Source organism: Vibrio sp. Vb339 (assembly GCF_902751245.1).
Classification (GTDB): domain Bacteria; phylum Pseudomonadota; class Gammaproteobacteria; order Enterobacterales; family Vibrionaceae; genus Vibrio; species Vibrio coralliirubri.
This window is the reverse complement of sequence record NZ_CADDIS010000012.1, coordinates 37,401-58,382: the sequence shown is the minus strand read 5'-3', so window position 1 is coordinate 58,382 and position 20,982 is coordinate 37,401. Positions and strand designations below refer to the sequence as shown.

The 20,982-nt window shown below is 45.8% G+C and carries 16 protein-coding genes, 1 tRNA gene and 1 rRNA gene; 11 read left to right on the top strand and 7 right to left on the bottom strand.

Annotated elements, in window-relative coordinates; genetic code table 11:
- Positions 1-159: 159 nt before the first annotated feature.
- Together rrf and HRQ85_RS25245 are read left to right on the top strand one after the other, a co-directional pair.
- A 5S ribosomal RNA gene (gene rrf, locus HRQ85_RS25250) occupies positions 160-275 on the top strand.
- A 43-nt stretch (positions 276-318) separates the two neighbouring features.
- Positions 319-395: transfer RNA gene (locus HRQ85_RS25245), tRNA-Asp, on the top strand.
- 887 nt (positions 396-1,282) lie between these two features.
- Here HRQ85_RS25245 and HRQ85_RS25240 read toward each other — a convergent pair.
- The 4 genes from HRQ85_RS25240 to hemC are packed head-to-tail and all read right to left on the bottom strand — an operon-like array spanning position 1,283 to position 5,378.
- Positions 1,283-2,464 (bottom strand): heme biosynthesis protein HemY, encoded by a 1,182-nt coding sequence (locus HRQ85_RS25240; protein WP_048662859.1) that lies wholly within the window; start codon positions 2,462-2,464, stop codon positions 1,283-1,285.
- Positions 2,464-3,690, bottom strand: coding sequence for a uroporphyrinogen-III C-methyltransferase (locus tag HRQ85_RS25235; RefSeq protein WP_172380873.1), 1,227 nt, complete (start codon positions 3,688-3,690; stop codon positions 2,464-2,466). The genes HRQ85_RS25240 and HRQ85_RS25235 overlap by 1 nt, the downstream gene beginning before the upstream one ends.
- An 18-nt stretch (positions 3,691-3,708) precedes the next feature.
- Complete coding sequence (locus HRQ85_RS25230) at positions 3,709-4,437, bottom strand: uroporphyrinogen-III synthase (RefSeq protein WP_172380872.1); 729 nt, start codon at positions 4,435-4,437, stop codon at positions 3,709-3,711.
- Between the two features lie 2 nt (positions 4,438-4,439).
- Positions 4,440-5,378 (bottom strand): hydroxymethylbilane synthase, encoded by a 939-nt coding sequence (gene hemC, locus HRQ85_RS25225; RefSeq protein ID WP_172380871.1) that lies wholly within the window; start codon positions 5,376-5,378, stop codon positions 4,440-4,442.
- A gap of 344 nt (positions 5,379-5,722) precedes the next feature.
- Between hemC and HRQ85_RS25220 the strand changes: the two genes are divergently transcribed.
- A complete protein-coding gene (locus HRQ85_RS25220; RefSeq protein ID WP_172380870.1) occupies positions 5,723-8,251 on the top strand; it encodes a class I adenylate cyclase in 2,529 nt (842 codons plus the stop codon).
- Positions 8,252-8,322: 71 nt separating this feature from the next.
- Here HRQ85_RS25220 and cyaY read toward each other — a convergent pair whose 3' ends face one another.
- Positions 8,323-8,637: an iron donor protein CyaY gene (gene cyaY / locus HRQ85_RS25215; protein WP_017061010.1), complete on the bottom strand. Its 315-nt coding sequence runs from the start codon at positions 8,635-8,637 to the stop codon at positions 8,323-8,325.
- 75 nt (positions 8,638-8,712) lie between these two features.
- Here cyaY and lptM point away from each other — a divergent pair, with 75 nt between their 5' ends.
- The 8 genes from lptM to HRQ85_RS25175 all read left to right on the top strand — a co-directional run bounded on the left by lptM (position 8,713) and on the right by HRQ85_RS25175 (position 18,683).
- Entirely contained in the window at positions 8,713-8,829 is a 117-nt protein-coding gene (gene lptM, locus HRQ85_RS26515; protein WP_063524726.1) for an LPS translocon maturation chaperone LptM, read from the top strand.
- 42 nt (positions 8,830-8,871) lie between these two features.
- Positions 8,872-10,125: a diaminopimelate decarboxylase gene (gene lysA, locus HRQ85_RS25205; RefSeq protein WP_172380869.1), complete on the top strand. Its 1,254-nt coding sequence runs from the start codon at positions 8,872-8,874 to the stop codon at positions 10,123-10,125.
- An 11-nt stretch (positions 10,126-10,136) separates the two neighbouring features.
- The gene (dapF, locus tag HRQ85_RS25200) at positions 10,137-10,967 is read left to right on the top strand and encodes a diaminopimelate epimerase (protein WP_017061013.1); all 831 of its coding nucleotides are present in this window, start codon (positions 10,137-10,139) and stop codon (positions 10,965-10,967) included.
- Between the two features lie 44 nt (positions 10,968-11,011).
- Positions 11,012-11,710 carry a DUF484 family protein gene (locus HRQ85_RS25195; protein ID WP_017061014.1) on the top strand — a complete coding sequence of 233 codons (699 nt, stop codon included), beginning with the start codon at positions 11,012-11,014 and terminating at the stop codon, positions 11,708-11,710.
- The gene (gene xerC / locus HRQ85_RS25190) at positions 11,679-12,611 is read left to right on the top strand and encodes a tyrosine recombinase XerC (RefSeq protein ID WP_019825207.1); all 933 of its coding nucleotides are present in this window, start codon (positions 11,679-11,681) and stop codon (positions 12,609-12,611) included. Before HRQ85_RS25195 ends, xerC begins: the two co-directional genes overlap by 32 nt.
- A 15-nt stretch (positions 12,612-12,626) precedes the next feature.
- Positions 12,627-13,343 carry a 5-amino-6-(5-phospho-D-ribitylamino)uracil phosphatase YigB gene (gene yigB, locus HRQ85_RS25185; protein ID WP_172380868.1) on the top strand — a complete coding sequence of 239 codons (717 nt, stop codon included), beginning with the start codon at positions 12,627-12,629 and terminating at the stop codon, positions 13,341-13,343.
- 168 nt (positions 13,344-13,511) lie between these two features.
- The gene (locus HRQ85_RS25180; RefSeq protein ID WP_172380867.1) at positions 13,512-16,010 is read left to right on the top strand and encodes a bifunctional diguanylate cyclase/phosphodiesterase; all 2,499 of its coding nucleotides are present in this window, start codon (positions 13,512-13,514) and stop codon (positions 16,008-16,010) included.
- Positions 16,011-16,202: 192 nt separating this feature from the next.
- Positions 16,203-18,683, top strand: coding sequence for a bifunctional diguanylate cyclase/phosphodiesterase (locus tag HRQ85_RS25175; RefSeq protein ID WP_172380866.1), 2,481 nt, complete (start codon positions 16,203-16,205; stop codon positions 18,681-18,683).
- A 146-nt stretch (positions 18,684-18,829) separates the two neighbouring features.
- On the opposite strand, the gene HRQ85_RS25170 is transcribed toward HRQ85_RS25175, so the two are convergent.
- Together HRQ85_RS25170 and HRQ85_RS25165 are read right to left on the bottom strand one after the other, a co-directional pair.
- On the bottom strand, positions 18,830-19,426 hold the full coding sequence (locus tag HRQ85_RS25170) for a tRNA-uridine aminocarboxypropyltransferase (protein ID WP_172380865.1): 597 nt from the start codon (positions 19,424-19,426) through the stop codon (positions 18,830-18,832).
- 2 nt (positions 19,427-19,428) lie between these two features.
- Positions 19,429-20,973 (bottom strand): COG3650 family protein, encoded by a 1,545-nt coding sequence (locus HRQ85_RS25165; protein ID WP_172380864.1) that lies wholly within the window; start codon positions 20,971-20,973, stop codon positions 19,429-19,431.
- Positions 20,974-20,982 lie beyond the last annotated feature (9 nt).

Sequence of the window (20,982 nt, the reverse complement as noted above, 5' to 3'; positions counted from 1 at the left end):
GTGTAAGTGCTGCGAGGCATTGAGCTAACCTGTACTAATTGCCCGTGAGGCTTAACCATACAACACCCAAGGGGTTTTGTGGACTCAAAGAAATACCAAACGCTTGAATGAGTTTGAAGAGATAGACTTTTAAATCAGTTTTCCGAATTTTAAAATTTGCTTGGCGACCATAGCATTGTGGACCCACCTGATTCCATGCCGAACTCAGAAGTGAAACACAATAGCGCCGATGGTAGTGTGGGGCTTCCCCATGTGAGAGTAGGACATCGCCAGGCTTTAAATTTGAACACTTGTCAGCGACGACAAGTATTCCACTGCGGAGTGGTAGTTCAGTTGGTTAGAATACCGGCCTGTCACGCCGGGGGTCGCGGGTTCGAGTCCCGTCCACTCCGCCACTTATTAGAGAAGCCCTGCTAGAAATAGCAGGGCTTTTTTACATTTGAAGAAAAGTGTTTTGTTGTTAGGTTATATGAGTGTTGTAAAGGCATCGAGCCCCTGCACTTCATGCTATTTCGGCACATATTAGAAAGCCTAGTCTGACGACTAGGCTTTCGTCGTTTCCAGTATCTGAGTTTAGTCTTCGTCTTCGAGTTTTGTGGAAGCGTTGTCTGTTCGTTGAGCTCGAGCTCTCATATTCCGACACTTATTATCAAGCTCTGCTCTCTCTAACAGCGATTGATTATGTAAGTTTATATCTGTGGCTATTGATTAGATGATTAACTTTTCCAGAGCGTCTCGAGAGCTGTACTTCCTACTACTTTGAACTGGCTGATAAAAGCTGCCTAGTTTTTAATAACAAGATTTTTTTGGTCGGTAACTCTGCTATATCCCTTCTACTTAATAGATGGATCTACAGGCAGTTACGTGAACTCCCCGGTTATAACGGTTTATAGTTGGAACATTGATGGCTATTTAATTGTTAATTCAGTGTGACTTTAAGTGGGTATCTTTCTGCGGGTAAATATCTTTAAACGCCTTCTCTCAAGATGATCTCCATTTACTCTTGAGCTTCTAGGTGTCACTTTTCTCTATGACTGCTCTCGAACCTCTTATAAGGACTTGTTTATAAGAATGGTAAAACTACGTACAGAGACAATTAAAGTTGTTCTCCGTCTGTTTGAGAAGCTCAGTTGAGCAATTTCATGGTTAGTTGGTTTGTTAGCATTGGGTGGGTAAGGGTTTGAGGCGTTTGGTTTATAGCTATTGTAGAAGTTATCTATGGATAAGTAACAGATACAAAAAAGCCGATGCTAGGCATCGGCTTCGTTTGAATCGGTTAGACTTAAGCGGGTTGAACTAGAGCGAGCGCTTTACGAGAAACCTCGTGAGCTGCTTTCGTCAAGTTTTGCTTCTCTAGTGCGTCGGATAGGTATCCGTAATCTGAAACATTTGAGCGAAGTGCTAGGGCTTTTTCGAAGTGGCTTTGTGCTTCCGCCCACTTCTGCTCTCTTAGGTAGAACTGAGCCAACGCGCTGTGTGCTTCGGCATTACCACTGTCTTTACTGATTGCACGTTCTAGCATGACCACTACTGGATGGTGATCGGCAAGGTTAAGCTCTGGAAGCAGCATGTAGAGCTCATTTGAACTGCTCTTAGCAATGTTCTCTTTGATCACTGTGAAGGCTTCTGAGTCGGCTTTACGAGCGATAAGTTGTTTCACAAAGCATGATACAAGGTGTGAGCTCTGCTTCTGCTTTCTTGAAAGCTTGTTCCAGTGACTAATTAAGCCTTCGCTACCTTGCTGTTGTGCGACATCATGAAGTAAACCACATTGTGCTTTCTGTTCTAACTCAACTTGCTCATCAGTCGTAAGAAGCTTGTTTTTAGCTAGCTTAGGCGTTAACTCTAGTAATGGCTGCCAGAGTTTAAGCTGCATGTAGGTGGCTTTTAATAGGCCAAGTACAGCGGTGTTATTAGGGTATGTACCTTTTAAGGTCGAAAGTGTATCGAATGCGGCTTCGTAGTTCGACTCACTGATCTGTTGTTTTGCTTTAGTTAGCTCAACAGCCAGTAGAGAGTCGTCCTGCTGGCTAGCAAGCTCGATGTACTTATCACGCTCTTTCGTATTACCCTGTTCGTGAGCCGCTTGAGAAGCGACTAAATAACAAAGTAGAGGCATGTCGTGGTGATTCGCCCAGCGAGTTACCTTTTTCTCTGCGCCTTTCCAATCACCCTCAAGAAGCTTGATGATGCCTTCATTGGTATAACGACGCGAGCGTTTTAGTTTACGAACGCTGAACCAGTTCCAAGTTGTTGAGCTCGCGTACATAAGCTTCTTAAATAGGTACTCTAAGCCAAACAGTGCGGCCAAAAGGGCAATCACAAAGATAGCCATTGTTGTCACACTCATCTCAATCGTCTTATTGGCAATTGAGATCAGCACATAACCTTGTTGACCCGAGAACTGAGTACCGACAAACAGACCCGCACCGAGTACCAGGAAAAGAAAAATCAAACGAATCATTATTTCTCCTCCGAGGTCATTACCGTTACCTCACGGCGTAGACGTTCACGAATGACATCTGACAACTCATTTTGAGATTCAAGCTTTACAGGGTATTTCACAGAGATGTTCTGTTCACTTAACTGTTTAATTGCTTTCTCAAATTCAATCACTGAGTTGTTATCTTGGTTTAGGTACGCTTTCGACCACTCGCTAGCGGTATTAAGAGCTGCACTATAGAGTTCACCTTGTTCTTTGTAGACGGCGCGAATCGCGGTTTCTAATTTACCTTTGATGTTTTCACGCAGGTAGAAATGCTGTTCTGGTGATAGTAGAGGGATAACTTCGCCATCACGACTGCGGAATGTGATGAAGTTTTCTGAGAAGTCTTTCATCGACGTCATCAGGTTGTTTTGCCAATCATTAATATCTTGCGATACTGCTTTTTTCTCAACAACTGCGGCTTCAGGAAGAATCGCATTGGCAAGCGGAAGCGTATCGACTTGCTGTTGCAGACTTGTGATGCGTAGAACTAAACCGTCACGGTCGATCAGAGGAATTGTGCGAAGTTTAGTAATATCATTGGTCATTGATTGACGCAGTGACACTAAGCTAGGGTCGTTCAGTGCTGCGATACGTTGATCGGCACTTTCCATTAACTTGGTTGCGCTAACGGCATCATGCTCTAGGAACAGTTTACGTCCCGCTAGTTTCACAAGGTAATCGGCTTCGGCAAGTAACCAGTCATTCGGGCGGCGACCTTTAACGTCAGCCACTGCTAACTGTAGGCTTTGAATACTCTTCTGCTGTTGAGACTGTACGACCTGAGTTTTCTCCACCGCGTGTGACGCTTCTTGGATAGTCTCTTGCTTGATGGTTTGTAGGTCTTTATTTACTGCAGATTGGGTATTTTGAAGCTGTGCTTGAAGAGCGGCGATTTGAGCTGAATACTCAGCGCTCTTTTGCTGCATTTGAAATGCGATACCGCCACTGAAAATAATCGAAATAGCGATCGCAATAGCGCCTAGTTTGACACCGCGCTTACCTTGCTTTTCTGCTTTCTCTATTTGCTCTTTATGCTCAGCTTGAGGCTGCTCATTTTTAGTGCTGTTTGAGGCAGAGGCATCAAGCTTCTGTTCAGGCTGTTTTGTCTCTGTAGAGTCAGCTTTTTCGTTTTCAACAACTACTGGCTGAGTATCTTGTTTCTTTTCAGGTTCAATATGCTCATTATTTTTTTTGCTTGTCATGCTTATTTCCTGTTCTAGCTAGGGCCGGAGAGCAGCCAGTAATATTTGGTTCGTAGCACTATGAGTATTGGTCACGTTCGAGAAGCCGAGTTGTTGTGCTCGTTCTACAATGCGCTGGCTTGGGACAAATAGATGTCTTGTTGAAAGCCAAGCCAAATACTCATCAGGGGCAATTGAGCAGAGATACTCCAATTGTTCCTGACTAGTGATGACAACTTTGGACGTTTTTTTGTTTATCCATGTTTGATAGGTATTGTGATCGCTAATGGGAATATATTCTCTACGGTAGGTCTCACAATAAGAGACTTGTGCACCTCGATTGAGTAGAGAATCTCTAATGAGCTCACGCCCACCATTACCACGTAGTATCAGAATGGACTTATTTTCTACGCCATTAAGCTCAGTAAGTTTAAGAAGATGTTCACTATCACTAACTTGAGGGTAGTTTACTTTTTGTTTACAGACTTTGCTTAAAACGTGCGCAGTTTTTTGACCAACGCCAAGATAAAGCGGCGAAGTGGGCCAAATGGATGAGGTTTTTGAAAGGATGTTTTGGGCAGCTGTCACGGCGTGGTGGCTGACTGCAATAATGATATCGCTGTTATTAAGCTGGGTGCTTAAATCCGCAGAGTTGGGATTATCAACGATACGAATCAGCGGATGATGGATTGCTTGAATACCTTCATCCGCTAGTTGTTGGCAAAGCGATTGTCCCTCAGAACCGGGACGAGTCACCAACACTGTCATGATTATTCTTGGTCAGCGTAGAGCTTGGTTAAGATTTCTCTTGCACCATCATCCAGCAATTGATTTGCCAGAGTCACGCCAAGTGCTTCTGCATCTTTACGAGGGCCTGAGATCTCACCACGAACCATCTTAGAACCATCTGGTTCACCAACTAATGCACGTAGCCAGATGTTGTCGCCATCTAATAGTGAATAGCTACCGATAGGCACCTGGCAACCACCTTCTAGAGTAAGGTTCATTGCACGCTCGGAAAGTACGCGATCAGCCGTGTCTTTGTGATTCAGCGGTTCAAGAAGCTTGATTAGACGTTCATCATCTAGACGACATTCAATACCAACGGCACCTTGGCCGACAGCCGGTAGAGACTGTTCTGGTTCGATGAAGCTACGAATACGTTCTTCTAGCTCTAAACGCTTAAGGCCTGCAGCAGCCAGTACGATCGCATCGTATTGACCATCATCGAGTTTACCTAGACGAGTCCCAACGTTGCCGCGCAGCTCTTTGATGATGAGATCTGGGCGGTATTCTAACAGTTGGCATTGGCGACGCAGGCTGCATGTACCCACGACAGCACCTTGTGGGAGTTCGTCGATGTTGTTGTAAGTGTTTGATACGAATGCGTCACGCGGATCTTCGCGCTCACAAATCGTTACCAGACCTAGACCTTCAGGAAAGTCGACAGGTACATCTTTCATTGAGTGAACGGCTAGGTCAGCACGACCTTCTAGCATTGCTACTTCAAGTTCTTTAACGAACAGTCCTTTACCACCCACTTTAGCAAGCGGAGTGTCGAGGATGATGTCACCTTTGGTCACCATAGTTACCAACTCAACCTCTAAACCAGGGTGAGCAGCTTGTAGTGCATCCCTTACAAAGTATGCCTGCCAAAGGGCAAGAGGGCTTTTTCTGGTCGCGATACGGATTGGTGCTGAATTTGTCATGGTGTCTCCGTTATAGGTTCTGTAATAGCCTAATCCTACCATTATGAGGCGAGAATTCTTACTGTTTGATCATTCCATACTTTGATAGCTGAGAGATTTTCATGAGTTCACCAAAATAGTGTGATTGGTATCTCATTTGAAACATGGGCTATTATTAGAAATAGTCAATAAAGAGGACACTACGGCGCCGTGAGTTTAACTTTCTGTCATCAAGGAATTGACCAGTATGACGGGTTCCTTTGCTTTACCATTAAGGGTGAAAGTGTTAAATTGATCACGTTTTGTTGTTCCTTTCGTTCAGTAACTAAACAGAACTGCACTTAACCTCAAACCAAGGACTGACCTTGCAGGCTTACACTCAAACTTTGATTCAACGATTAGACAATCTAAATCAGCAGCGCATTGATCGTGCGTTGGCGTTGATGAATGTGCAAGGCCAGCGAGTATTCAACCTTATTCCCGCACTGCTTCACTTCAATCACCCGATGATGCCTGGTTATTATGACCAACAAGTTCCTTTTGGAATTCGTAGCTTCACGCTTAATGAATTCCAAAAGCAATTTGTCTCTGATACCGAATTAACGCTGGGTGGCAAACTCACCGAGGCGGATGAACCTGCAATCCTTGGCTTGTACACCATGGGTAGTACTTCTTCTATTGGTCAAAGCACTTCAAGTGATCTTGATATCTGGGTGTGTGTTTCCCCGGATATGGATGGCGCCTCTCGCGATAGCCTAACCAACAAGTGTTTGCTGATTACCGATTGGGCTGAAACCTTAGGAGTAGAAGCGAACTTCTTCTTGATGGATGAAGAGCGTTTCCGTTCGAACCATTCAGAAGAGATGACAGGCGATAACTGTGGTTCTTCACAGCATTTATTGCTGCTTGATGAGTTCTATCGCTCTGCGGTTCGTTTGGCTGGTCAACGTTTGTTGTGGCAAATCATTCCGCCAGAAATGGAAGAATGTTACGACGAGTATGTTCAAGGCTTGTGTCAGGATGGCTATCTTGATTGCTCGCAGTGGATCGATTTCGGCAAGCTGAATCGCATTCCCGCTGAAGAGTACTTTGGTTCAAACCTGTGGCAGCTCTATAAGAGTATCGACTCACCGTATAAATCGGTTTTGAAGGCGATCCTGTTAGAAGCCTATTCATGGGAATACCCAAACACCCAATTGTTGAGTATTGATACCAAGCGTCGCTTCTTCGCGGATGAACCGGATCTGTATGGCATGGATAGCTACTATCTGATGCTTGAGAAGGTAACGCGCTACCTAGAACGTATTAACGACCACACTCGATTGGACTTGGTGAGACGCTGTTTCTACCTTAAGACCCACGAGAAGTTGTCACGAGATGCGGGCATTGGTTCTGTTGCGTGGCGTCGTGAAGCCCTAACTGAGATGACTAAGTCTTGGAATTGGGGACATGAAACCATTGCTGAGCTCGATAACCGCCGTAACTGGAAGGTTGAGCAGGTTAAAGTGGTGCACCATGCACTGCTTGATGCCTTGATGTTGAGCTACCGTAATCTGATTCAATTTGCGCGTCGTAACGACATCACTTCGGCAATCAGCCCACAAGATATCAGTATCTTGGCACGTAAGCTTTACGCTGCGTTTGAGGTCTTGCCGGGCAAAGTGACGCTATTGAACCCGCAAATCTCTCCGGATCTGCATGAACCAGACTTGAGCTTCATCGAAGTTCGTCAGGGTCAGTCGAATAAAGCCGGTTGGTACTTGTATAAGCAGCCACTGGTTGCACACCGCATTCTTGGCCAGCCTTCTCTTGAACACCATGAGTACTTGAGTAAGTTGGTAGCATGGTCGTTTTTTAATGGCTTGATTACCGAGTCGACGCGTTTGCATTCTGTGGTTCGTGACGCTCACATTGATATCGATAAGTTCTATCAAATGGTGAGCGACCTGCGTAATACGTTTTCTTTGCGTAAGCGTCGCCCGAGTATGCAAGCACTGGCGAGCCCGTGTGAGATAAGCCAGTTGGCGATGTTCATTAACTTTGAAAATGATCCGACGTCTGAGTTAAGTGGTCGTTCATTAAAAGTGGATCTCAAAAATGCGGATATCTTCAGCTTTGGTGAAGAAGGTAAGAGCTTAGTCGGCAGTGTCGATTTGGTTTATCGTAACTCTTGGCATGAAGTACGTACGCTGCATTTCCAAGGTGATACGGCAATGCTGGATGCGCTGAAGACGGTACTTGGCAAAATGCACCAAGATGCGCTGCCACCAGAGTCGGTTGATGTGTTCTGTTACAGCAAAAACCTGCGTGGTGTGATGCGTAACATGGTGTATCAACTGCTTGCTGAGTGTATCGATTTACGATTGAAACCGATTGAACCCGAGAAGCGCCGCCGCTTTAAGGCTATTCGTTTAGCTAATAAGATGTTTGGTCTGTTCTTCGAACGTCGTGGTGTGTCGGTACAGATGTTGGAAAACTCGGTCGATTTTTACCGTAGCATTTCAACCAATAAGCTCAAGGGCTCACCTTTACTGATGCTCGACAAAGAGCAAGAGTATCAGCTGCCAGAAGTGGTTGATGGTTTTGCGAGTGAGGGTTTGATTCAGTTCTTCTTCGAAGATACCGACAAAGGCTTCAATATTTATGTATTGGACGAGTCGAACCAAGTTGAGGTGTATCACCAGTACAGCGGTGAAAAAGATGAGATGATCGCGAGCGTGAATTCTTTCTACACGTCGGTAAAAGATGAGTCGAAGATGTCGTCTAAGTTGATTAACTTTAATCTACCTCAGTACTACCAAATCGTTCATCCTGAAGAAGGCAATTCCTACGTTGTGCCTTATCGTAACGATGCAACTTTAGCTTCTCGGAGCTCAAAGATAGTTAACATCTAGTCTTACTAAGACTGATTGATATTGAAAAAGGAGTGATTGATTCACTCCTTTTTAGTTTTTCTTACAAATGATTAGACCCAATCGATCGCTTCACCTGCGTGCTTCACGCATTCTTCTTTAACCATCTCAAACAGCTCCATGCCCGTCTTTGAACATGTCCACTTGTCGTCAACTAGCTTGAAGTGAAAGCCACCAGATTTAGACGCTAACCAGATTTCTTTCATTGGTTCTTGGCGGTTAATGATGATTTGGCTGCGGTTCTCAAACTCCAGCGTCATCACGTTACCAGTCACTTCGTAATCAATATCTGCCTCTGATTCATCGATAGCTTCTTCGATGTTTTGCATCTGTATATCGACCAGCTGATGAAATTCAGTCTCGTTCATCCTTTCTATCCTATTGCTTTTCCTGAGTGTGGTGCGATTATAGGGGGCATTGAGTTAATAATCACGATATGCAAAATGAAAAAATTAATTACTGCTCTATTTATGCTGTCCGTTATTGGACTTTCTGGTTGTGGTCAAACGGGTCCTTTGTACGATCCTGATGAAGTTCAGCAAACCGAACAATCACAATAAGTGAAAACACGCAGAAATCGTTATTTATAAGGGATAAGAACTTTGGATTACTTCAACTATCAGGAAGATGGCCAGCTTTGGGCTGAGGACGTCGCACTTTCACAACTAGCAGAGCAATATGGTACACCGCTGTATGTATATTCTCGTGCAACATTAGAACGCCACTGGAATGCGTTTGATTCATCGGTTGGTGAGCATCCGCACTTGGTGTGCTATGCCGTTAAAGCTAACTCGAACCTTGGCGTATTGAATACTTTGGCGCGTTTGGGCTCAGGTTTCGATATCGTTTCTGGCGGTGAGCTAGAGCGTGTGGTTGCTGCCGGTGGCGATCCAGCAAAAGTTGTATTCTCTGGTGTCGGCAAAACAGCCGCTGAAATGAAGCGTGCGCTTGAGTTGAACATTAAGTGTTTCAACGTAGAGTCTGAGCCAGAACTAGAGCGACTGAATAAAGTAGCTGGTGAGCTTGGTGTTAAAGCGCCGATTTCACTGCGTATCAACCCAGATGTTGATGCCAACACTCACCCTTATATCTCTACGGGTCTGCGTGATAACAAGTTTGGTATTGCCTTCGACCGTGCTCCTGCTGTCTATGAGTTTGCAAAAACACTCGATAACTTGTCTATCCATGGTATTGATTGCCACATTGGTTCTCAGCTAACGGATATCGAACCTTTCATCGATGCAACCGATCGCCTGCTTGCGCTGATCGACCAGCTACGTGCTAACGGTATCAACATCAAACACCTTGATGTCGGTGGCGGCTTGGGTGTGGTTTATCGTGATGAATTACCACCACAGCCTTCTGACTACGCGAAAGCCTTATTGGCTCGCCTAGAAAATCATTCTGATCTAGAGCTGATTTTCGAGCCTGGAAGAGCGATTGCTGCTAACGCTGGTGTATTATTAACGAAAGTCGAGTTCCTCAAGCCGACAGAGCACAAGAACTTTGCCATCATCGATGCAGCAATGAACGACCTAATGCGCCCAGCACTTTATCAAGCTTGGCAGGATATTGTTCCTGTGAGCCCTCGTCAGGGTGAAGCCGTGACTTACGATTTGGTTGGCCCAATCTGTGAGACAGGCGATTTCTTAGGTAAAGATCGTGACCTTGTTCTTGAAGAAGGTGATCTGCTAGCAGTTCGTTCAGCGGGTGCTTATGGCTTCGCGATGTCATCTAACTACAACACTCGTTCGCGTGCGGCTGAAGTGATGGTGGATGGCGATAAAACTCACTTGGTTCGTCAGCGTGAAGAGCTTACGAGTCTGTGGGAACTTGAAAACATTCTTCCGGAGTAATTTTAAGCGTTATGCACTTCCACTTTTCTAAAATGCATGGTTTGGGCAATGATTTCATGGTCGTGGACTGCATTACTCAAAATATTTTCTTTTCTCCAGATTTGATCCGTCGTTTGGCGGATCGTCACACTGGCGTGGGCTTTGATCAGCTACTTGTGGTTGAGGCTCCCTATGATCCAGAAACTGATTTCCATTACCGCATATTCAATGCAGATGGCAGTGAAGTGGAGCAGTGTGGCAATGGTGCGCGTTGTTTTGCACGATTCGTTCGCATGAAAGGCTTAACGAATAAGTACAGCATCAACGTCAGCACCAAGAAAGGTAAAATGGTTCTCAAGATTGAAGAGAATGACTTGATCACCGTGAACATGGGCATTCCTGAGTTCGAACCCGGCAAAATTCCGTTCAAGGCCAAGCAGCCAGAGAAGACGTATATCCTAAGAACGGATGTACACACATTATTCTGTGGTGCGGTAAGCATGGGTAACCCACATGTGGTTACCGTGGTTGATGATGTCGACACGGCTGATGTGGACACTTTAGGCCCGCTACTTGAATCACACGAACGTTTCCCTGAGCGTGTTAATGCTGGCTTTATGCAGGTCGTTAACCGTGAAGAAGTTCGCTTGCGTGTTTACGAGCGCGGCGCGGGTGAAACTCAGGCATGTGGCAGCGGAGCGTGTGGCGCAGTTGCAGTGGGTATCACTCAAGGCTTACTGGCTGAGAATGTGAAGGTTCGTCTACCAGGCGGTGACTTACACATTAGCTGGCAAGGCCCGGGTAAACCTCTGTTTATGACCGGCCCTGCAACGCATGTGTTTGATGGTCAACTTTCTTGCTAATAACAACCCAAAACAAATAGATTCATAAAAATAAAGGATAGGTTTTGTCTTACGTTGAAGCCGACGCACTCACCGCAGAAGTGGTCGCGGAATATTTACGTGATAACCCAGATTTTTTCCAAGACCGAAAAGATTTGGTTGATCGCCTTGCTATCAATAACGTTGAGCAGGGCGCTGTTTCTCTGGTTGAGGTTCAGCTTAAACGCCAGCGTCATCGAATCGAAGAGCTTGAAGAAGAGATCACTGGCTTGATGTCGTTGGCGGCAAATAACGATAAAACCTTCTATGAGTTTATGGATCTGCAAGCGCAAGTGCTGAAATGCAGTGACTTTATGCAGGTGATAAAAGCCGTTGAACAAAAAGCGTTAGATCTTGGGCTTAAGGCTCATGTTCGAATTCTTTCGCAATCTGGCTTTTATCAGTTGAGTGCTGAGGGTTACTCGAAGTTTTCGCTTAACCATTTTAATGGCAAAGATGCTTATCTAGGACGCCTGAGAAAAGCCGATAGACACGATTTGTTTGGTGATTATCCAGTTCCAGAGCTAGGCTCTTATGTAGTACTACCGCTTGCTAAGCAGTCTCCATTGGGCTTGCTCGCCTTTTCTAGTGAAGATGGCGGACATTTCCAACCCCATATGGATACGCTCTTTTTACGCCATTTAGCACTTGTTGTCGCTCATTTGGCGGACACTTTACCTTGGCAGATAAATAATGAGCCTAGAGCCCAAAATACCTCTTCCTAACAGCCTTCAAAAGCCACTTTCTCGCTTCTATGAGTATCTCAGAAGCGAGAAGGGACTCAGCTTACACACCCAACGTAATTACAAACAACAACTTGAAACCATGGCCGGTCATTTAGTCACGCTAGGGCTAAAGGATTGGGGTCAAGTCGATGCGGCTTGGGTAAGACAACTTGCCAGTAAAGGCATGCGTGAGGGAATGAAAGCGAGCAGCATCGCAACGCGTTTGTCTTCACTACGCAGCTTCTTTGATTTCCTTGTGTTGCGTGGCGAAATGACCGCCAATCCAGCCAAAGGGGTCTCTGCACCTCGCAAGCAACGCCCTTTGCCTAAAAACCTCGATGTCGATGAAGTCGGTCAACTGCTTGATGTGAATGAGGACGATCCATTGTCTATTCGTGACCGGGCGATGATGGAGGTGATGTATGGTGCGGGGTTACGATTGGCAGAACTGGTCGGCATCAACCTGAAAGATGTGTTGGGTCGACAAGGAGAAATTCGAGTGATTGGTAAAGGCGACAAAGAACGCAAAGCGCCTTTTTCTGGTTTAGCTAAAGAGTGGGTCGATAAATGGCTCAAAGTCCGTGGCGAATTGGCTTCACCGGGTGAAAGTGCGCTGTTTGTCTCTAAGCTCGGGACTCGTATTTCTCATCGAAGCGTGCAAAAACGTATGGAAGAGTGGGGCAAGAAGCAATCTGTCGCGAGCCACATCAGCCCGCATAAACTGCGTCACTCCTTCGCAACGCATGTGCTGGAGTCGAGCCAAAACCTTCGTGCTGTGCAAGAGTTGCTTGGCCATGAAAACATCTCGACGACCCAAGTGTATACCCACTTAGATTTCCAACACTTAGCACAAGCTTATGATCAGGCTCACCCGAGAGCTCGTAAGAAGAATAAAGATTAGATTAAAGGGTTTACTATGCGAATTTATCGAGGGTTAAAGCCCATCAAAGCCATGACCTTTGACTTGGATGACACCCTGTATGACAACTGGCCTGTGATCATGAAGGTTGAGAAAGAGATGGCACAGTGGCTTTATCAAAAGCACCCAGTGTCTGCTTCTTTATCGCTTGAAGAGTGGCAGGGCATTAAACAGCAAGTCGCATCTGAAAACCTAGCTTTGAAACATGATGTCACCGTGTGGCGTGAAACTCAGATTAAGAGTGGTTTGCTGCAATTGGGTTACTCTCTGCAGCAAGCAGAGCAAGCGGCTCGAGAGGGCATTGAGCATGCCTTATGGCTGCGCAATCAAGTCGACGTTCCTCAAGAAACACATCGAGTGATGACTGAGCTTAGCCAACGTATTCCTCTGGTTGCGATTACCAATGGCAATGTCGACCCACACAAAATTGGCTTAGGGCAGTATTTTCAATTAATCCTTAAAGCTGGCCCTGATGGCAGAGCAAAACCCTACCCAGATATGTTTGAAAAAGCTCAGCAACACCTAGATTGCGACGCTGATAATATTCTTCATGTTGGTGATCACCTTAAAACGGATGTCTATGGAGCCAAGCAAAATGGCTTCCAAGCGTGCTGGTTTAATGACACTGGTTCCAATTTATACCGCTCCCCGAAGGCGAGCGTGCTCCCTGATGTTGAAATAGACCAACTTAGCGATCTTATGCGACTAATTTAATGGCTCGGTAAGCTTATTGTGTCGCATTTATGATAGTGAATTGTTACATTAGTCGCCTATAAAAGCCTGATTAGGCTAGGATAATTGGCGACTACTTTTTATCGATTCATTTCAGTCATAGCAGTGGTTGCGGGTTGTTACTTCACTCGATTTTGAACAAGGGTTGGCATGCAAACATTTACATTTCTCGCAAATACTGAGGCGTTATTTAGAGCTCAATTTGATCAGCGAGAATGGTGTGACAGCAAACAGTACCTTATTCAAATTTTCTCAGCTCAATCTTCAGATCTGGCCCGTCAAATCGCGAGTGTTGCCCTCAATCGTTTAAACAATGCGACGCTAATTGGTCAGAGTGCTCGTCATGTTATCTGTGATAATTGCCTTGAAAGTGTATGCACCTTAGTCATCATCAGTGAGTTCAACGAAACCCATCTAACCTCTGCGGTTCAGCCTTTTACCGGTAATCCAAATCAAGATAGCCAAGACTTAGCTTTTCAGCTGCGCCTTACAGAAGACACCAAAACGGTCATCAGTTTGTGCGATCAAGTTGAAGGGCGTGATTATCCTATCTATAGCGCTTTTGAAAATTTGCCTTACGCTTTGCCGATCGCTGGTGGACTGTGTCATGAGAATGAATTTGGCCGTTGGGTTATGTATAACGAGCAAACCTACCAGCACGCCTGTGTTGCGGTGGCTCTGACTAACCCAAGATTGAAGGTTTGGTCGGACGCGTACTCAGAGTGGAACCCGATTGGGATGAAGCTACGAGTCACACACGCAATCGGGAATCGCTTATACGCGTTGAATGACAAGCCGGCCATTGAAGTATTCAAACATTACCTTGCGGATGGCAAAGACCTTCCTTTTAGCCAGCTGATGAGCTTTCCGCTTTATCGAGAACTTGGCAGAAAGAAGGGTATCTCGACGCCGCTACGTATTAATGATGATGGCAGTATCGAGTTTGATAGCCCTTGGCATGTCGGTGAAGAGGCGCAGTTTTGTTATAACCACCCCTCGTTGACTGCAGAAAAAGTGCGCCACGGGGCCGAGATGCTAGCCATGCATCAGCCTGAATCGGTGATCATTTATAACTGCGTATCTCGACTTGAATTTATCGACAGCAAACTTGAGCTCAAGCCATTTGAAGGGATAGTGAATACATGTGGTGCCTACTGCATGGGGGAGCTATACCGTAATGAAGACCGCCAAGAGATACTGCACCACAGCCTGACTTATATCGCTATGCGCGAGTCTGACGAGATTAAAGAGTTTCATTGTGAAGACTTTCAGTGCGGCTCAACCGTGTCGCCGTTGCTTAACCTTGTGAGAAATGCAGTCGCTGATCTCGATAGTATGAATACTCAGATGGAGAAAAAACTCCATCAACAAGCGCGTCGCTTAACCGAAAGCTATCGCATTGACTCGCGTACTGGTTTGCCGAACCGTATCGTATTGAAAGAACGCCTCAATACGATTCTGTTTAGTGAACACTTACTCACGTTAAAGCTCACGAATTTCCATCAAGTTAACGAAAAGTACGGCTATCAGGTGGGTGATCAGTTACTACTTGATCTGTCTAATCACTTTATCGAACGATTGCAGCTTCGTGTCGTTAAAGAACCTCGCGTGAAGGTTGAGCTGTTCAGTATTGGTGTTGGAGAGTGGGCGATTATCTTCAATGCTAGTGTTGGTAGTACGAAAATAAAAGAAGGTTTCGTTGAGTTCGCCGATGACATCGAACACATAAATTTTGAGCCGTATGGTTTGGCTGATATTGATTACCTGTCAGTTTCTCTGTGTGGCGGCTTTGCTAGTCGTTGTGATTTCTTAACCGACAGCGGTGACCAGATCTTATTGAAAGCGATCGAAGCTCGACGCTATGGAGTTCGTAACAATACCCACATCACCAATGCCAAAGATATCCAGGTGAGCGAAGAGGACCGCAAAGAGCAACTCGGTTGGTTGAGCTGTGTGAGCCGTGCGATTTTAGATCAGAACATCATCACCTATTCACAGCCGATTGTGGAATCGGGTACGCACGAAATGATTGGCCAAGAGTGTTTGGTCAGAATTATGGAGTCGGACGGTACCATTGTGCCACCAGGAAAATTCTTACCGATCATTGCTGACACCCACCTTTATACGCGCCTTAGTCGACACATGATTAAGAGCACTATTGGCTATATGGCGGATAAGCAGAGCTCGTTTTCTATCAATCTATCCCCACAAGATTTATTGAGCGATAAGACGCTCGAGGTGCTTGAGGCTGCGATCAGTGGCATGAACGATCCTACTCGACTTGGTTTAGAGGTTCTCGAGTCAGAACAGATTAAAGATTATGGCCGCATGATTGAGGTGTGTGATCACTTCCGAGCACTCGGGGCGAGAATCATTGTTGATGACTTTGGCTCTGGTTACTCCAACATCGATGAAATCATCAAGCTAGAGCCGCAGATCATTAAGCTCGACGGTAGCTTGATTCGCAATATCGACAAAGACCAAAAACAAAGAAACATCGCTTCTCAGTTGGTTCGTTTGTGCCAAGTGTTCAATGCCAAAACGGTCGCTGAATTTGTCCATAACCAACAAGTTTGTGAGATAGCAGAGCAAATGGGTGTCGATTATCTGCAGGGCTACTACTTCGGTGAGCCTAAGCGACTGTTTTAACGGTTAAAGCTTCCCGCATTGTGTAACTACTGGCTATAAAAGTACTGCGCCGCCATTAATGACTGCTTTTTGGCGGAATGAATGATGTCTAACTAAGGTCACATTATTCATAACACGATCGTAAGTATTCCGTGCAAGCATTATCTATAATAAGCACAATAACAAATCATTAACGTAACGATTAATGTGAATATGCAGTCGACTTCTCTCCTGATACAAGACATTGAGCAAACCCAACGTGAATTGGAAAAGATAGATTTTCATCAACATGAAAGCCTACTGATTCAGGTGTTTTCGTCTTTCGAGAAAGGTTCTGTTTTGGCTGCCTGCCAAGTGATTCAATCGACTTTTCCCAATGCCAAACTGATTGGTTGCAGTGCTAACCACTACATCAGCCAAGGTGTCATCCTGCACCAAGGTCTTTATCTGATTGTTACCCGCTTTGACGCGACGTCATACTCCTGTGGTGTTGTTGAATATAGCGAACAACCATTGCTCGATAGCCACGCTATGTGGCAACAGCTTGAGTGCAATGATAATACTCAAAGTATCATCTGTTTCGCAGACCGCTTGCAGATCAATAACCGAGATCTATTTTCAGCGTTTGAGCAGTCGAGGTATTCATTACCTATCTGTGGCGGTGCATCGACCATCACAGATAATGGACGTTGGGTGATGTTAGACGGCATTTGCTATGAAAATGCCTATGTGATGTTGGCGCTGCACAGTGGCGAGCTCTCCATCGCTAAGGGTTATTACACTGAATGGAATCCGATTGGTCGGACTTTCCGGGTGACAGGTGCTCAAGAGAACCGGTTGCTGGAGTTGGATGGGATGCCTGTTCGTGAACTCTATAATCGTTACCTCGCTGATGGCCTCGAAGTACCTTTTGAGCAACTGCATAACTTTCCCTTGATGGTCGGTGACCCGAAAGAGCAAAACATTCACTTACCGCTCAAGGTAACGGAAAGTGGAGAGATAGAATTCAGCGGCCTGTTCCAAGTGGGCGATGAGGTCCGGTTTTGTTATGACCATCCATCATTAACCCTAGAGCAAATACGACTGGGCGTTCAACAGATCGCTTCTCATAGACCAGAACAGTTCTTCATTTACAACTGCACCTCTCGTATCGACTTTATCGATGGTAACCAAGAGGTTGAGGTTTTCCAAAAATTGGCCGACAGCTATGGCGTTTACTGCATGGGAGAACTTTATCAAGAGAATAGCCAACAGCGAATCTTGCACCATAGCCTCACTTACCTTGCGCTTAGAGAAGGCGAGGGTAAGGCGGTATTGCCATTAGAGACACAACCCGCGACCAACATATCCCCTCTGTTTTCATTGATCCGAAATGCACTGCTTGATGTCGATGACATGAACAACAGCATGGCGAGTAAGATTCAGCAGCAAGCCACCGCATTGACGGCAAGTTACCGAATTGATCACCGTACTGGCTTACCCAATCGCAGTGTGTTGCGTGAGAAGCTGTCAAAGATGAGCAGTGACAGCCACTTGTTAGCTTTGAAGGTCACGACCTTTGGTCAGATCAATGAGAAGTATGGTTATCGAGTGGGTGATAAGCTTTTGCATGATTTGAGTGAGTACTTTCAAAAGGCGCTGTGGCAGTTCTTTGATGAGGGCTGTCAGCTCTACAGTATCGGTATTGGTGAGTGGGCGGTGGTGTTTGATAGTTGGGCGAGCCAAGAACATATTCACCAGCGATTCTCGGAATTTGCTGATCAAACCGAGCATGTGAATTTTGAGCCTACCGGTTTACCTGATATTGATTACTTGTCGGTGTCTATCTGTGCGGGTATTGCCAGCCGTCGAGATTTTCCTACTACCTCTATTGATGACTTATTGTTGAAGGCGATTGATGCGAGGCGCAGCGCAGTCAGCCAAAACAAACACCTAGTGAGCGCCAAGGCACTCATTCAATTGGAGAAGCATCGCCAAGAGCAACTTGGTTGGCTGTCGTGCGTGAGTCGCGCTGTGCTTAATCAGAATATTGTGGCGTGCTCTCAGCCCATAGTCTCAGCACACAGTCATCAGGTAGAGAGCTACGAGTGTTTGGTTCGAATTGAAGAGGACGGTCAGTTGATTGCACCGGGTAAGTTCTTGCCAATCATTGAAGGAACTCATCTCTATACACGCCTCAGTCGTCAGATGATAACGCGCACCTTCGATTTTATGAGTCAGCGAACCGATTCGTTCTCAATTAATTTAGCGCCACAAGATTTCAGCAATGAGAAAACCATTCTTCACCTTGAGCAAGCCATCAAGAAAATCAGTCACCCACAGCGTATTGGCTTGGAGGTGTTAGAGACGGAACAAATTCAGGATTACGGTCGCTTGATCGAGGTGTGTAACCACTTCCGCGATCTTGGTGTGAATATTATTGTTGATGACTTTGGTTCGGGCTATTCGAACATTGATGAGATATTGAAGCTAGAACCACAGGTGATCAAGCTTGATGGCAGTTTGATTCGTAATATTGATAAAGATAAAAAGCAACGCAAGATCGCTCAGCAGTTGGTGAGCTTATGCCAGATTCTGAATGCTAAGACAGTGGCTGAGTTCGTTCATAACGAGCAGGTGTGTCGTATTGCTGAAGACATGGGGGTCGATTACTTGCAAGGGTATTACTTTGGTCAACCTCAGCGTTTGTTCTGATCGAGCGAGCGTTTCACGTGAAACACTGGTTGGTTAAATAACGAAAGTACGATGTAAAAAAGGTGAGCTTATGGCTCACCTTTTTTGTTTTTAGTATCTGTCCCGTCCTGAAATGTGTTTATTGCCTTCGCGCGCGCCTGCTTGGTCTATTTGAGGGCGTGACCACACTTGTCGGCGTGGAAGACTTTTAGATAATGCTGGTAGTAGTCATCAATGAGCTTGGCAGGTTCGCTTTGACCTAAAGACTTGAGTAGCTCAATCCCCACTTCACAAGTACACAAGTGGCCGCTGTCTTGATTGCGGCGCAAGGTGTAAGAGGATTCGTTGGTGATGTCGAGGTGAACTTGCGGAACGGCTTGTAACCACGAGCTCTTGTTAAGCATCTTCTTCGCTTCTTGCCATGTACCATCCAAGATGATGAATAGCGGCTTACGACTCTGGGCTTGGGTCATTACAGCTTGCTGGCACTCGACACTTTGATCACTTGGGAATAAAAGAAACGGTTGTCGTGTTTCATCGTCAAGCAGCGGCATTAGCTCCGCCGGCGGTGTTTTCCTTTGCCACACAATGGACTGACACTGCTCAAGGGATTGCTGAAGCAGCTTTCCGGTATTGGTATCGCGCGACAGTTCATTCTCATGAGTGAGCAGGACAAGATCGATTTCGCTTTCGACACTAGGTATCAGGTGACAAATACATTGGTGAGTAAAGCCACAACCAGGGCAAGCTTGTTGGTTACTCATGTTTACAGCTTTACTCCACTTTGTGCGGGTGAGATACCATCAGCAAACAAAACCACGTCGCTGATATCAGCATCATCTGCAACTGGAGCGACACTTGGGTTTAGCGGGTAGCTGACTCCAGAGTATGACAGTGTGTGTTTCGCCGGTGTTGCACCGCCGCCACTGACGTTGAAGATCAGATCCTGCCAGCCATGGTTTTGCGATTTACCTAAGCGTATGTCGCCCTTAACCAGTGTCACTCGGCTATTGAAGCGCCAGTTATCTTGATGGTTTTCGAAAATCAGCAGTGTACAGCCACCAGAACCACACCAATCGAGTTGGGCGAACAGCTCTTCTTTACCGTCGCCGTTGAGGTCGTAGGTTAACCAGCGGTATTTGGTGTCGTCAGGTGAGCTGTTGTTGATCTTAAAGTATTCGCGGATCGCTTGGTCAACTTTTGGATCAAGTTGATCACTGGAGTTCACCTGCTTTGCGGTTAGATCAACGTTAGTGGTGGTGTTTACTTGCGCTTGCGCACTCTTAGCTTCGAATAGCACCAGACCGCCATTGGCAATCGGATACACCACGTTACCCACTTTCTCTTTTTCAGCGATTAGCTTGCCATTATCGAGTGTGAAGATGCGCTCGGAGATCAAATACTGTTGCTGGTGGCGAGTCATAACCACTTGTACCTGATTTTGGTTCAGTTGCTGCCAGAAGCCTTGTTCAACAATAGAAGGGTCTCCATTGCTGTATGAATAAGTCGTGATAGCACTGTGGTCATTGTTGAGTTCAAGGTTGATAGAGAACCCTGAGTTTTGCGTTGAGCTAGCGAAGTAGAGTCCGCTCCAATCCAGTGTTGGATCTTGGTTAGAGACCGTCGCACAGCCATTATAGTCACTATCATTGAGGTTAAGCTTGGCATGCCATCCATAGATAGAGTCGCTCATGCCGTCGCTACAGTTCTCTTTCGTAAGGTTGAGTTTGCCTTGCGAAGCTTTACCTTCTAATTGGTAGTCACGGCTGCTCGATGTGGTGCGGCTTGATTCAATATCGAGGGTCTGTGGCTGTTCGCCCATCTTAGTATATTTGAGCTGGTCTTTATCGAAGGTTGCTGACCAGAAGGGTTCATTACCAAATACTCGTGTTGAACGCAGTGGTTGGTCGCAGCGCTCTGGGTTCTCTGCGGTTAGGATGTTCACTTGGTCAACCACGAAACGTGCTGTGAAGTCTGCGTTATAACCCGTTTGGCTCGGCACGGTTAGGTGACCAATCAGCTCGCCATATAAAGCTTGGTAAGGTCTCGTTGAGAGCCCTTGTGCTTCTAGCGCTAACTCTGGAGGTAAGTCTAACCAGTATTGTTGTTGGCTGCCGCAAGGAGTGAAGGTTCGACTTTCGTGACCAACCACCACCTGACCACGCATGATGAAGGTTTGTGGTTGAATACTCAGTGGCTCATCCAAGGTTGCTGGGGGCTGTTCAGGTTGTTGCGGCGTATCAGGTGCCGTAACACAGCCTTGTAGAGCGAACGCGACTAGCCATGTCACTGGGTTTTTCATTACCTTCATGTTATATCT